Here is a 14,265-nt window from a genome sequence, read left to right as displayed (position 1 = left end):
TTGAAAGATGGCCAGCGGATTGACCCTGCGGCAAAACGCTTAGAGAATAATAGCATGAGTAAGATTTTGCTGGCCTACGAAGAATATACAGAACTCATGATGATGGAAACCTCTTTGAAGAAAGTGGGCTTTGATGTCATCGGCATAACCAGCGAATTTTCTGTGTCTGAGCAGCTAGTCTCTTTTAATCCCGATGTTGTCGTTGCATTTGGGCATAGCTCTAAAGTCAGCAGTCTTGGCGTGGGAAGAAGGCTGAAAGAAGCCCCTCGTTGGCAGGGGAAATCTGTTCTGGTTTTTAAGCCTCAGATGAAGCCTCAGCCAGAAGATATTTTAAAGGTGCGGGCGGATCTTTTCTTGGAATCTCCGATTCAGCCGCGCATGATGCTTCAGGTTTTAGGGAGGTTACTGCAGATTGATGAAGCAGTACTTCAAGATAAATTAGACAAATTGAGTTTATTTGAAGCTCAACAAAAGGCGGCTCAGCCTCAGGATACCGGGAGGGGCGGCGCTAGCGGTATTGGTAGTTCGGAAGAATCCGTATACGTTGGCGGTGGCTCGGGCGGTGTTGATGAAGGCAATGAAAGCAAAGGTCTGTTTTCATTTCGTCAGAAAGAAGCTAAAGAGCTATATCAAGGACCTGAAGAGGAAACTTCAAGTGACTCTTCAACAGCCACTGCGGCATCTATTTTTGATGTTGATATTGATTCTTTAGAAGCCGAGATGTTGGGGAAGAAGCCTCAGGTCGATGCCCCACCAGTCAAACCTGTGGATCCGGCAAGTAGTGATCGGATTTCCGAGCTTCCTGCAGAAAAGGCGCAAGCTCGAACCAACCAAAGCATCGAGGGCACTGGCGTTCAAGCGTTGACCCCGGCGGAAGCGGCAAAAACTGTAAAAGAACATAGTTCAGATTGGGGCGCCGAGCTGGGCGGGGAGCCTTTGGATCCTCAGGTCCTCCAAAAACTGCGCAGTGAGTTGTCTGAGGCCGAGGCACAGTCCGCTCAAAGAGAGTTGATTTACCAGTCATTTCTTATAAATACCGAAAAACCCAAGAAATCGACGGTTACTCGGATTGAAGCAAAAAAGCGTCATCGTGAAATTCAAAAAGCCATGAATGCTGAAAAACTAGGCGATCAGGATCAGTTGCGTCGGGCGTTCGTTAAGGCTATGTTTAAAAAGTAATTGATTGCGGTTCGGATAACATATAATTTCGGCGGCGATTAAAAATAAGTTACGCAGTCTTTATGAGGAGGCCCAAAGTGGGTGCAAATACTACGGCTGTATCTGACAGCACGTTTGAAAGTGAAGTTTTAAAATCAAATGTTCCAGTTCTTGTCGACTTCTGGGCTGAGTGGTGTGGGCCTTGCCGCGCATTAGCTCCAAAACTTGAAGAGATCGCGCAGGAAATGTCTGGTAAAGTTCGTATCGTAAAAGTGAATGTGGATGAAAATCCAGGCACTCCGGGTAAATACGGCATTCGCGGTATCCCAGCAATGTTGCTATTCAAAGGTGGCCAAGAAGTGGGTCAGCTTGTCGGTAACTATCCGAAAGAAGCTATTGTCGAGTTTTTGCAAAGCCATTCTTAATTGTTAAGAACTTAGAATTAATTGTAAGGGGCATGGGTGTAGTTACCGATGCCCTTTTCATTTTTTAAGTCTGTATTTATTTGCTTAAGAGCCTCTTCGAAGGCTTTCTGGATCTGTTTTTTTTCTTGTCCCGTCAGGGGCTGACTTTTCTTGCTGCCCACAATTAAGCCAACGCCGCCTTCGCCTAATTTTTTTGTTTTCATGTCCATTGCAAAAGTAATATTGCGCAGCTTTTCGGCGTTCATATTTGCACTCAGGTTTTTACGTAGAACTTTTTCGATGGACTCACCATGAGTTGCCAAGGCATTGCGAACGCTTTTGTCTGCAACGCCGTCGGGTACAAAAGCCATGCGGAAACGGCCCGCATAAGGACCTTCGGAAATTTGGGTCAGTATTTTGGATTTTTCAAGCGCCGTCAAAGGCCGGGTGGCCACAGCAATACAGTCATCACCCGAACACACAGACTTCAAGGCCGAGGGATCTACAGCTTTTTTTAAGGCCTCTTGGAAAGCTGTTTTTTGGCTATTAAACTTTTGAGTGACAGCTCGTTCACCAAGTCGGGCCTTATCAATAGAGCTGCTAAGGTCTTTCGCGCTGGCAAGGGCATCGGCTGTTGCCTTCAAGTTCATCGAACCAAGGCCAATGACATCGGCACTGAGGCCTCCAAATGCGGCGTCATCCAACGTGGCGAGTTCCCTTTTGGCGACTCGAATACCCGGAGAGAATTCATCGACGGCTTTACCATAGGATTGAAGCTTCTGAATAGTTGAGTCGGAGATGTTCTCTAGACCAAATCGATTTTTAAGATCAGCTTTTATTTTTTCCGGCTTGCCCGGGTTTTTTCGAACGATGTCGTACACATCCTCATGGAAGCTGGCTCCATCAATGGCCGAAGATCCGGCCAGTTCTCGTCGTAAACTGTCATTCAGGTTACGAATATCACTCAGTCGAGTGTTAAGGGCCTCTTTCACAGTTGGGTCTTTAAAGCTTTGAATATTATTCGTGCCCTGTTGGCCACGGCCATAGCGAGCATACAAGTTGGCCTCATCCGCTGTTTCGGCAAAGCCTGCTCGGAACCAAGTTTCTGGTTTTTCGGTTTTTCGAATCAGACCTTGCTCGGCCAAAGTTTTTCCAAATTCAGAATTTATACGCGCATAGGCGGCGCTCAGCTCTTCATAGATATTTTTGGGGACCTTGCCCGAGATGGCTAAGCGTACTGACTTGAAGTCCGAGTAGGGATCGATTTTTAAACCTGGATATTTTTTTTCCAGTTGTTTGATTTCATTTAAGGTTAATTCCTTATGGTAGTTGGTCAAACTGGTGACCAGGTTTTTGTCTTTCAGTGTGTCGTTCAGTTCTTTCATCTTACTGTTTTCAACTTCTAGGAAATACCGGCCCTTGCTGCGTCCAGAGTCCGCGAGTCGTATCCACTCTTCGTTTTGCGCCACTGTCGTCGGGTTGTAGTCCAAATATTTTTGAGTAAATTGTTCGCGCAGGGCCGCGGAGTTGCCAATTTGCGAGCCACGCCGATTGGCAGAACCTGCAGTTTCTGAAGGTTTCCCGGCAGAAGCTGCGATTTTCTCTTCTACTTGGGTCGTTGTTTTTGTCGCTTCTATAGTTTTTTCCGCAGAAGCTGTGCTTTCAGCGGCCTTCACAAGTTCATAACCAGCTTTACCCGCGCGGACTCCTTTTAGGAAGTATCCAGCAACCAGGGTGGGGTCGATGACGTTTCCAAGAATGTAGCAACCAAGTTCAGTTTGGGCCTCTTCGTGATAGCAGGAGTACTCTTTATTCATCGCAATTGCTTTGTCTTTTGCGATCTTAAGCATGTCCATCAGTTTTAAGCTTTGCTCTCCAGAGATTCTGACATCATCCACAGGTCGTTCAGAGATAGGGCGATAAGGCTGAGGACGGACGCGATCTAAAGAGGCTTTGTAAGCCCTCATGTCCTGAGCTTGCACGTATAAAAATGTGGCTGGTAATTTAGACAGCTCTGCATCCGATAGGTTGTTATAACGGTGATCATCTTTGACTAAATCTTTTTTACAACTAAGCGAAAGATTGCACTGTTTTAGAAATTCATTTCTTTTGCGGTTGTTCGCTTTAAAGTCTTCCCACGTGGAATCAATAAAATCCCCCACCGAGACGGCCATATCCTTAATGCTGATTCCCAGGTCCACCAGGGCATTTTTATAACCGCGCAGACAAGCGATCGTTTGGCGTGCTTCAAGTTCTTTCTGTGCGCAAAATTGCGGGCCATCACATTTTTTAAAGCGCGAGGCGATTTGTGGGTTCTTTTTTTCGATTTCACTGCACCCCATGGCCTCTGTTTCAAGTTTGCAGGAAAGAAGGGCTTTTTCCAGGTAGGGGGAAGGCTTCAAAGAACAGTTTTGACTCTGGCGACAATATTGAATCATCGCGGCACTTTCAATACTGCTTGCGCCCAAGGCTATGGCCAAGGGTGGAGCGAGGAAAAAACAGTAAAAAAGAAGAGCTAAGAAACGAATAAGACCCCCAACTTCTTTTCGGCAGTTGAGGGTCTAAGTTAATAGGATTTTTAAGTTAATTAGCGAATAGCGACTAAGGGTGATAGTTCGAACTTCGCCACTGATTTGTAGGCTTGGCGGTAGTTTGCTAAAACCTTTGAAGAATAAGTTTCCGCTTTTAAGTTTTGTTTGATCAGGCGTCTCATATTGAGAGGACCCATATTGTAAGCATTTACATAATTGCCAGGTCGAGCTTTGAAATTCGAGCGCAGGTGGTTCATGTATGCAGTTGCAAGACGGATATTTGCAGCTGGGTTTTCTAATGTAATAGGACCATTGTAGGCAATTTTGTATTTTTGTGACATCCACTGAGCCGTCGAGGGTTTGATTTGCATCAGACCAATTTCGCCGTGGCGACCGCGAACTAAGGGGTTCCAGTTACTTTCAGTTTTGATAACAGCTACGATAAAGAAGGGATCCATGTTATAGCGAGCCGCTTCTTTAATGATTGTATTGGTAACCTGTGAAGAGTGAGACTTGTATTTTGCAGGTAAGCTTTTTTGAACTTTATCAAAAAGCACTTTGTTTAAGTCGCGACCACCTTCAAGTTTCGCAACAACCGAGCTTTTATAATCAGTGCCTAAAAGTTCTTTTGCGTGAGCGATACGCTTTGACTCATTCATTGGAGAGATTGTGTTACGCTCCCAAGAAGAGAACGTAAAGTTTTGAAATGAGACAACAAGGACACCAAGAAAACCAGCTACAAGAAGTGAGTAAGTTGCTTTTTTCATGGTAATGACCTCCGATACTAGCCTAGTAGTGCGAAGGTCATGCCGAGATATTAAGTGCTTGAATTGTTTAGACTCTCAAATGGAAACAGCCCTGAAATACCTCTAATTTAGAGTATAAAACAGGGCTGTCTAATATCTTACAGACACTGACTGAAAGTTAGAGATTCAGCCTAAGACGTCTTATTTAGGGACTAAAACAGATAGCGACGATAGGCCACACTTGAGACAAGACCAAGGCCGGCCATAGTGGTTAACATCGATGATCCGCCATAAGACAGAAGTGGCAAAGGGACGCCGACAATCGGAAGAAGGCCGATCACCATTCCCATATTGATAAACATATGCCAGAACAAATAACAAAGGGCGCCGACGACTAAAAGAGCTCCAAATTTATCCCGCGCACTTTGGGCAATTCGTAGTCCCAATAAAAAGAGCGTGCAGAATAATCCCATCGTTAAAACACTGCCGACAAAACCATGCTCTTCACTGAGGACCGAATAAATAAAGTCGGTATGGCGCTCTGGCAAGAACTCTAACTGTGATTGTGTGCCTTTTCTAAATCCTTTGCCAAAAAACTGGCCGCTGCCAACCGCAATTTTTGATTGGATCGAGTTATAGCCGCGCCCGCGAGGGTCAGAGGCTGGAGAGATAAAGGTGTAAACACGATGTTTTTGGTAATCGTGAAGAACAAAATTCCAAGCTAGCGGAATCGCAATTGCAATCGCAGCAAGGCCAGTGATGATGATGCTTTTGCGAAGCTTGACAAAGATCATCATCGAACCGCCAATCACAGCCAACGTTAGCGCAGTTCCTAAATCGGGTTGTTCGACGACCAAGCCAAAAGGCAACAGTAAAGCCAACATCGGTAAAGCCAGATCACGAAGACCCATGCCGCTTCCAAAGCTACTTTTTCTAGCAAGTATTTTTGCAAGGATCATGATCAGGGCGAGCTTCATTGTTTCAGAAGGTTGATATCGGAAAAAACCAAGATCGATCCAGCGCTGAGCGCCCAACGCAACCTTACCGAAGAAGGTCACGTAAAGGATCGCACCAAGGTTTAGCACATAGACGATAATCGCAATTTTAGTCACGATAATGTAGTCAATGAATGTGCAAATAAAGAATACCGCCCATCCAACAGCCAACCAAACGATTTGTTGAATAAATAAATTTGCGACATCATCAGAGTTCGGTCCATGAGTTGCCGAATACAAGTTAATGAGTCCAATAACGTTCAAGGCAAAAATAACAAGTATAAAATTCAGATCTAATTTTTTAAATAAATTACGTTCTTCAACTTGCAAGGATAAGTTCATAATTATTCTCCCTCGCTGGTTTCAATGGGGCCATTAGCTTGAGCCCGTTTTCCTGATTTTGCCGCGGCGATAATATCAGGATGATATTTTTGGAAGTAAGCAAGCATCACATCACGAACAATCGGAGCGGCCCCGGTACTTCCGTGGCACGAGTGTTCTGCAAGCACAGCCACCGTAATTTCCGGCTTGTCCGCCGGAGCCCAGGCAATGAACCATCCGTGGTGACGTTGATGAATAGGTCGACCTTCGCACTTCACGTAAATCTGATCAGCTGAAAAGCCCATGACCTGAGCGGTTCCAGTTTTACCGGCCATCTCAACGCCGGGCACTTTCCAGTGCTTAGCCGTTCCTCGATCTCCGTTGGCAACTCGGCGCATGCCTTCTTTAACAACCTTGAAAGTTTCTTCAGAGATGCGCACGCCGTTTGGTTGAGTTTGCTGTAAGTCACGAACAACTTGAGGGAAGTTTTCTTTAAGAACTTTTCCTTCTTGATCGACGATCTTTTTAACGATGAATGGACGGACGACTTTTCCTTCGGTGCCGATCGCATTGTAGGCAATGGCCATCTGTAAAGGAGTGACGTTTACGAAACCTTGACCGATGGCGGTCGATAGGTTTTCCCCACCTTGCCACTCTTCACCGATATTTGCTTTTTTCCAGGCAGAGTTCGGCATGATGCCCGGTACTTCGCGCTTTAGTTCGACGCCGGTTTTAGAGCCGATTCCTAGAAGCGAGATATAGTCGTACATCTTTTCGATACCCAGAGCGATACCCATTTTATAAAAGAAAACGTTCGAGGATCTTTCGATGGCTTCAAAAACGGTGATATTACCATGACCTTCTTTTTTGTGATCGTGATAAGGGCGGCGTCCGAAGTAGAAAACCCCAGGGGCCGCAACAACTGTTGTCGGAGTGATCACTTTTTCTTGAAGCGCGGCTAGGGCAATGAACGGTTTAAAGGTCGAACCCGGAGCATTGTGATCCTGAATCGCTTTATTACGAAGGGGTTTAAATGGATCGTTGATCAATTTAGACCAAGTTGTTGCTGTAATTCCCGCTGAAAACTCATTCGGGTCGTAGCCCGGTGACGATAGCCAAGCTAAGACCTCACCATTGGTTTTCATCGCAACAACGGCGCCAATTCGTTTTAAATCCTGTAAAGATTTATAGGCAGCTTCTTGAATATCTCGATCGATAGTTAGAACCGCATTGTTACCATGGATGGGCTCTTGGTCTCGAATTTGTTCCCCGTAAATATTTGGAGTCTGAGTAATTGTTTCGCGTCCATGAGCATCGACCTGAATAAAGCTGATCCCATTGGTTCCACGAATATCTTGTTCGAGGGTTTCTTCAAGATTGGCTTTTCCAATGATGTCACCTTGTTCGAAAGACATCTTACCTTTATAAAGATCGTTCAAAACCGGGATTTGTTTTTTCGAGATTTCCCCGACATAGCCAAACAGCTGCGCGCCATTTTCTTTTAAAGGATAGTGGCGGAAGATAGATTCGCGAATTTCTAAGCCCGGCGTATCCAAGCGGATGCGTTTAAGTCGCACGACTTCGTCTCGAGAAAGGTTCTCTTTCAAACGCACAATCGTGAAAGGTCCATTGACCCGTCGACTTTTTTGAACCTTTTGAATAACTTTATCGGGCTCGGTTCCTAGAATCGGAGCAACGACTTTGGCTAGATCATCCAGATTTTCGATATACTGTGGCGATAGCACGGCTTCAAAGCCTGGTAAGTTTTCAACCAAAACTTTTCCATCTCGGTCCAGCATCAGGCCTCGAGGGGCTTGGATTTTATTTTGTTTGATACGGTTTTTTTCCGAGAAGGCGCGAAGCTCATCGCCCGAAATCACCTGAAGATACCACAGGCGAATTGTAAAAATAAAGAACGTGGCCGCAATGAAGATATAAAGGATTCGGTATCTGGGTTGATACTCTTTTGCTTCATCCGGATTGTTTACAAATGTACTCATATTTCAAGTCCCCCTGAATGTTGGAGGTCTTCGGTGTTCGTCATGCGATCGAACCACGCAAGAATTCTATAAACTGGCCATGCAAAGGCTGGAGTCAGAAGAATTTGAACAAGACGATTTAAAAAGGAAACCGAAGCCATGTTCGGTTCCAGCCATTTCGAGATCAGCATGAAGCTGGTGTGATAGAGCAAGCAAGAAGCAAAGCACATGATCACAAAGTAGCCAGCTCCTGACCAAAAAACGCGGCTTTTCACTAAATGAGTCAGGAAAAATATAACAAGCAGAGGGAACCACATCATCTTTAATGGGATAAGAGTAAAACCCAATAGAGCAAAGCTTAACGTGTAGATGCTAAAAATTCCCATCACTGGCTTACGATACAGTGCCAAATAAATCATCACGTTCAACCAAATCATCGGACTTGGTATCGTGGGAAAGAATTGAAACCAGAAGGTGGTTTCAAAACCTGCAAAGATAAGGATTGCCAATAAGAATAACAAATAATTGGCAATCGAGTTAAATCCCATTCTCATTGTGTGGCTCCAGTAGGTTTTGCAGGCTTCACAGCTGGCGCTACGGCTGTGGCTGGTTTTGGAGCCGGCGCCGCTGGGGCTGGAGTATTTGTTGTTGTCGTCGGTGCTGGAGTCGTTGTCGTAGCTGTCGCCGGAGCATTTGCGGCCGTCGTTTCTGTGGACTCAGGTGAAGTTACTCCTGTCTCGGATGTTGCAACTTCTGGCACGAATCGGCTGGTGAAGTCCTCATTGGTTGATTTTGTAACAACGAAGACTTCTTCTAATTTATATGGGTCAACAATGGGACGCAGGTCTACTTTTAAAGAAATCGTGTAGGCCTTCTTTTCGATGCTATCAACTACCGCGATCGGGAAGCCCTTCGGGAAGATATTGTCTAAACCGCCAGTGACAACAATGTCTCCAGATTTTACATCTGCCGTCTTTTCGACATATTTTAATGACATCGTATTGTCAGATTTTCCTTCTACGATACCCTGAGCTCTGGATCTGGCTACGATGGCATCCACAACGCTATAGCGATCCGTCACTAACATCACATGCGATGTTAGTTTTTCAGGTCTGAACACATAACCGACAGCTCCGGTGGTTGTTAATACAGCCATCCCGGCTTTAACACCGTGATCGAGTCCTTTGTTAATTGTCACTGTATTGTGATCAGCCACGAGATCTCTGCCTATCACTTGGGCAGCGACAAGTTGCATCGTGCTACTTTGTTTGAATTCCAAAAGACCACGCAGGCGATCGTTTTCGGCTTTTAGTTCTGCCATCGCAGCAAGGCGTGTCAAAAGTTCGCTGTTTTGTGATTTGATATTTTGGCTATCTTTTTTGATGCCGATCAAATCAATATACATGCTGGTTGTGCCCGTGACGCTATGGCTAAATTCATAGTAGGACTCTTGAATCAGACTTCCTAAAAGTGTGAAAGGCCGAGCATACCACTGTGATTCCTGGGGCTTTTGCTGAATATTAATGGAAATTAGTGGAAGAATTAGAACCACCAACAGCATGATGGCTTTTTTAAAGTCAAAGTTGAAGAAATTCAAACAACACCTCTTAGGTCAAACGCGCTGATATAACACGATGTAATCAGACGCTAACAAACTTTCCGGTGATATTTCAACACTTTCCCCTTGAAAAATAAAAAAAATCGTAACGTAATTGGATTTGTTGATTTTGAACCCCTGGTTCCAGGAGTTTGCTGAATGAAAGGGATTTTATGAGTACGAGCATGGCCGACAAGTTAAAGCGTCAAATTTCTGCAAAGAACTTCACGGCGTATATCATCTTCGGTGCAATTGTGATGGTGTTTGTGTTTTTTGGATTGCCAGGGCATATGGGCGCTGGAGTCGGGCAAGTGGCTCGAGTGAATAACACATTTGTCTCTATTGCGGATTATCAACAAGAAGAGCAAAGAATCCAGCAGTACTATTCAAGTCTTTTTGGCAACGCGATGGACTTCAGCTCGCAAAAGCAGTTATTGCAACAGCAAGCTGTTGAAAACTTGATCCGTATGGAGTTGGTTTCTCAGGCTGCTCAAAAAATGGGCGTTTACGCGACGGATGCAGAGATCCGAGACTTTATCGTTAAAGATATTCCGGTTTTCCAACAAAACGGCATGTTTCAAAAAGAACTTTATATGAGATACATCGAATCCACTCGGATGAGTCCGGGGGATTTCGAATCTAAAGTTCGAAAAGATATCCAAAACACTCGCACGCGCCGTCTCTTCGAGGCTGCAGCAAGTCCATTGAAAGTAGAGCAAGAAAAGGTGCAGTCTTTACGCTCAATGAAAGCGAATTTTGCTTTTGCTAGGATCGAAGAAGATCGTTTGTTGAAGTCCATTGACGGCAAGCCAAAAATGACGCGCGAACAGTTGGATGCAGAACTTAAAAAGATTGACGAAGCTTTGGCCGCAAAAGATATGGCTGCCGTTGAAAAGTCTTTAGCTGTTTTGGATACCAAGTGGGATGAGACTGGAATGGTAGAAGTGGCAGCTGAAAACTGGCCCAAAATTACAAGTCCATCGGTGAAGAAAGCAGCGTACGAGCTATCAAAAGACGCCGCAGTTTCTAAGACGATTCTTCGTGACGGTACTTTTAAATATGTCTTGAAGTTGAAAGAAGCAAAAATGGAAGTGGCTGCAGCGCCGTCTCCAGAAGATGCTATGTTTCAACGTCGTCGTGGCGATGGAATTTTTGAGGCTTGGGTGAATCAGTACCGTAAGACTTCAAAAGTTGAAGTGAACAACTCTATTTTCATGAAATAGTAACAAGATGAATTCAATCTCTAGTTCTTTTCATCGGAGTATTGGAATTTCAATCAAAAGTTTAGGGCCTGATGAAAATCATCGGGCCCACTTTTTTTACCTTTCTGCTGGTTTTCAAGGAAAAATTCAGTCGGATTCGGGTATGATCGTGAACTTGACCCTGGTGGACCAGTGGCTGCAGCACTTACAGCATGAATTCCAGGGGATGACCCTAGAATATGCAGACGGTGACTGGGAGCTGCCTTTATTGTTGCACGAGTTGTCTTTGCAAATGTGTCAGAGTCTTCAAGAATTGATGGACGGTGCCTCTTTACCGGTTCAGCTTATTGAATTCGAATTAAAAGAGTGCCGGGGTGGCGAGCATCTTCAATGGAAAAATAATCATTGGACTTGGTGGGTGCAGCACTACATCGAATCAGTGAATGTTTTGGGTTCGGTTTGGCGTTTGCGTTTGGGTTGGAGCTTTGATGATATTCAAGAGGCCGCCTGGCAGAGCATAGATTTTCATCGAGAGACGCTGCTTCTTATAAAAAAGTACTTCCGAAAAAATTGGGAGCCGGATCATTTCTCTTTGATGAAGGGATATCAGCATGAGTCGGGGGCGACGATCTCCGAGGTAGAGCTTCAGAATATCCAAAGCTCTGAAATTTTTCATTTTTAAAATATTTTTTATATTCCACAAAGGGGCCATTGGCCCCTTTTTAATTGGAGGATGTAGGGTTGGAATTCCTCGCGATCTTCCGATTCAAGAATATTTCTGGCTTCTTTTAGCTGGCTCATAAGATTGTTTTGGGAATGGCAATTCGATGACGAGGCATTTTCCCATTCGATATAAGTTCGAACGCCAAAGTGGTCACTGAATGTAAAATCAGGTGATCCCATTAAGTTTCGATCCGCGCGGATCACTGAAAGCTGGCGTTTTAAGTCGCCACCCTTGTTAGAAATCCAAATATAGTCGATGACTTCATCGCTGAATTTCCAGCTGCGAGGATTCCACGAGCAATAAGTACAAAAGTTTTTAGGATAAGTCCCACCCAGGCCTTGGCGAACGCCGTCAACAAATCCCAGTGCTTGTAGCAGGCGGTACTCAATAGAACCCGGGGCCGAGTTGAAGTCACCGGTCATGATCAATTTATGTTGAAGGTTTTTTTGTCTCCAGTTGTAGATATCTAAAATTTGCGTAATTCGAACAGCGCTTGAAGTGGGGTGGAGGTGAGTATTTAGGAACAGCACGGACTCTTCGTCGGTTTGCACTAAGTTAACGTGAAAGGCCTTATGGATTCCGGCCATATCGCGAATACTGTCTAAGATTCCGCCCTCGTTATTGACACGAAACGAGTAGGTTTGCGGCGATTGGGGGATATTTGAATAGAGTGACATCAGGCCGATTCGATATTTTTTGTTCGGCGCACTGATTTTGTATTTCTTTGCGAATAGAGTTTCAACGTACTCGATATGACTATCGTTCCAGACTTCTTGAAAGTGAATGATTTGGCAAGGCTCAGATTTTTGCAAAAGCTCTTTGGCAGTCAGGTAGGTGCGAAGTTCGACATCGGTGGCGTACAAGGGGCCATAAAGATTAAAATTTTGAACGCAAAAGCCAGCCTGTGACGTTGCGGGGAGATAAGCTATCAGGCTTAGAAGAAAGCATAAAAGGAATCGCAATCCATATCGAGCACAGAGTTGTTCCATTAAATCCCCCTTAAAATAGAACCAAAGATCAGTCTCAAAGCCTCATGATGTCGACCTTGATATAGACAATTCATGGGATGTTTCCTAGAAAAATCTGCAGAAAAAGGGACATTTGTGACCCGTGCTGGAGTGTTCCGTAATTAGCCTCTGATCTAGTTTCATTTAAATGCTTTTGAGCTTTGAAGGGGCCCCTTTTAGACTTATTAATATGGGAAAAAATAAAATTTACTTTATCGGTTTTTTAATTGGCACCAGCCTCTTGCTGTCTGGCGTTACTAATTCTGCTTGGGCTTTTTCAAGTCGGAAGACGATTTCTATGATTGAAAACTCCGAGAATTCAGAAAAGTCGGGTGTCGATGTTGAGGCTCCTCGGGCGGCTCAAAATCTTCAGCCCAGCCAGAGCAACTTAAGTGCAGAGTGGAGTTCTGGGACGCGATTGAGAACAGAGGCGAACGAGTCTGATGCTTGTCCTGGATTGCCGACAAAGGTCGTTCATGCCTTTGAAGAGGCCCTTGATTTTTCCGAATCTTGTCCTGCTGCCAAACTTGCTCCTGGAAAGTACATAGCGGTTAACAACTACACAAGTTTTAGTGATCCACGGATGTATATTTTTAATACCGAAGGGCGCTGTATAGATTCGGTGCCGATCAGTTGGGGCATGGGCAGTGATCACACAGGTCGGCTTGAGGCCTGTAGCACTGAAAACAGTAAGAAGACGCCTCCTGGTTTTCATATCACGGTTCCGCATCGCTATGGGGCCCGCTATAACGAAAGCAACTCATTGGGGTTGGCGGGCCTGAGTGGTCAGAACAGTTTAGGAGAACGCGGAATTCTTTTGCATGGAGTTCGAGTCGCTGGACGATCAAACACTTGGGGATGTACCGGGGTTCCCTTTGATCAGTTTGCAAGTTTAAAAGAAATGTTGGGAACGGGCTCTTTGGTTTACAATTATTTTGGACAAGAGGCTCAGCGCAACTGCAGTCGGGATGCGGGATTTGCTCCCCCAGCTTGCGAGCCTGAACCCCTGGCTTATGAGGGGCGCTCTGGAAGCTTTCGCCCCTCGATGCTATATAAAGAGTCTAAACGAAAAACAAAAAAACGCGCGACTCGAGCCACTCAATAGGGAAACTGATTTATGGAAATGAAATTTACTAAGTATCTATCGGCAATCATTTTTATCCTGGGTTGTGAAATCGGAGCGGCCACGCAAATAAAAAAAGAGAGCGGCCCGTTGGTTAAAGCAACTCCCGAGCAAACTGAAAAATTAATAGACTCCACTTTGATAATTAAAAAGGGCACCCTAATAGAAATTGATTCCTATGATTCAATGAAGGATTTATTTACCGTGGTCATAGTTAAAGAGCCTGGAGTCGGTCCTAACTTCGTTAAATCGCAAGAGCTATACACCAAAATTAAGTCTCAAGTCAGTTTCGAGCGTTTTAAATCAAATGCAAAAGATTTGTATGGGGGCGAGTTCGAACTTGTTCAGGATCTTCAGTTGGTTGAAGAATAAAAAAAGAGATGCTTTAGGGCATCTCTTTTTTTTAAAGCAAACTAACTAGACTTTGGTAAACTTAAAATAATTTAAATATGTAATTTAGTGCCTTTTCTCAAAATAA

General features: G+C 44.6%; 13 protein-coding genes. 6 read left to right on the top strand and 7 right to left on the bottom strand.

Going from position 1 to position 14,265, the window contains the following annotated elements; genetic code table 11:
- Positions 1-54: 54 nt before the first annotated feature.
- Both AC04MN_RS00065 and trxA read left to right on the top strand, forming a co-directional pair.
- Positions 55-1,179, top strand: coding sequence for a hypothetical protein (locus AC04MN_RS00065; RefSeq protein ID WP_475381142.1), 1,125 nt, complete (start codon positions 55-57; stop codon positions 1,177-1,179).
- Between the two features lie 77 nt (positions 1,180-1,256).
- Entirely contained in the window at positions 1,257-1,583 is a 327-nt protein-coding gene (gene trxA, locus AC04MN_RS00060) for a thioredoxin (RefSeq protein ID WP_475381141.1), read from the top strand.
- A 17-nt stretch (positions 1,584-1,600) separates the two neighbouring features.
- On the opposite strand, the gene AC04MN_RS00055 is transcribed toward trxA, so the two are convergent.
- From AC04MN_RS00055 to mreC, 6 genes are all read right to left on the bottom strand, one after another.
- A complete protein-coding gene (locus AC04MN_RS00055; protein ID WP_475381140.1) occupies positions 1,601-4,000 on the bottom strand; it encodes a hypothetical protein in 2,400 nt (799 codons plus the stop codon).
- 149 nt (positions 4,001-4,149) lie between these two features.
- Entirely contained in the window at positions 4,150-4,860 is a 711-nt protein-coding gene (locus tag AC04MN_RS00050; protein ID WP_475381139.1) for a lytic transglycosylase domain-containing protein, read from the bottom strand.
- Between the two features lie 191 nt (positions 4,861-5,051).
- The gene (gene rodA, locus AC04MN_RS00045; RefSeq protein ID WP_475381138.1) at positions 5,052-6,176 is read right to left on the bottom strand and encodes a rod shape-determining protein RodA; all 1,125 of its coding nucleotides are present in this window, start codon (positions 6,174-6,176) and stop codon (positions 5,052-5,054) included.
- 2 nt (positions 6,177-6,178) lie between these two features.
- A complete protein-coding gene (mrdA, locus tag AC04MN_RS00040; protein ID WP_475381137.1) occupies positions 6,179-8,155 on the bottom strand; it encodes a penicillin-binding protein 2 in 1,977 nt (658 codons plus the stop codon).
- On the bottom strand, positions 8,152-8,688 hold the full coding sequence (locus AC04MN_RS00035; RefSeq protein WP_475381136.1) for a hypothetical protein: 537 nt from the start codon (positions 8,686-8,688) through the stop codon (positions 8,152-8,154). Before AC04MN_RS00035 ends, mrdA begins: the two co-directional genes overlap by 4 nt.
- Complete coding sequence (mreC, locus tag AC04MN_RS00030) at positions 8,685-9,731, bottom strand: rod shape-determining protein MreC (protein WP_475381135.1); 1,047 nt, start codon at positions 9,729-9,731, stop codon at positions 8,685-8,687. The genes AC04MN_RS00035 and mreC overlap by 4 nt, the downstream gene beginning before the upstream one ends.
- A 173-nt stretch (positions 9,732-9,904) precedes the next feature.
- Between mreC and AC04MN_RS00025 the strand changes: the two genes are divergently transcribed.
- Both AC04MN_RS00025 and AC04MN_RS00020 read left to right on the top strand, forming a co-directional pair.
- On the top strand, positions 9,905-10,954 hold the full coding sequence (locus tag AC04MN_RS00025) for a SurA N-terminal domain-containing protein (RefSeq protein ID WP_475381134.1): 1,050 nt from the start codon (positions 9,905-9,907) through the stop codon (positions 10,952-10,954).
- 7 nt (positions 10,955-10,961) lie between these two features.
- Complete coding sequence (locus AC04MN_RS00020) at positions 10,962-11,615, top strand: hypothetical protein (protein WP_475381133.1); 654 nt, start codon at positions 10,962-10,964, stop codon at positions 11,613-11,615.
- Positions 11,616-11,623: 8 nt separating this feature from the next.
- Here AC04MN_RS00020 and AC04MN_RS00015 read toward each other — a convergent pair whose 3' ends face one another.
- On the bottom strand, positions 11,624-12,646 hold the full coding sequence (locus AC04MN_RS00015; RefSeq protein ID WP_475381132.1) for an endonuclease/exonuclease/phosphatase family protein: 1,023 nt from the start codon (positions 12,644-12,646) through the stop codon (positions 11,624-11,626).
- A gap of 208 nt (positions 12,647-12,854) precedes the next feature.
- Between AC04MN_RS00015 and AC04MN_RS00010 the strand changes: the two genes are divergently transcribed.
- Complete coding sequence (locus AC04MN_RS00010) at positions 12,855-13,769, top strand: murein L,D-transpeptidase catalytic domain-containing protein (protein WP_475381131.1); 915 nt, start codon at positions 12,855-12,857, stop codon at positions 13,767-13,769.
- 12 nt (positions 13,770-13,781) lie between these two features.
- On the top strand, positions 13,782-14,159 hold the full coding sequence (locus AC04MN_RS00005) for a hypothetical protein (RefSeq protein ID WP_475381130.1): 378 nt from the start codon (positions 13,782-13,784) through the stop codon (positions 14,157-14,159).
- The last annotated feature ends 106 nt before the right edge of the window (positions 14,160-14,265 follow it).

The organism is Bdellovibrio sp. ZFWA1 (assembly GCF_056175665.1).
This window is presented reverse-complemented; position numbering and strand designations above follow the sequence as displayed.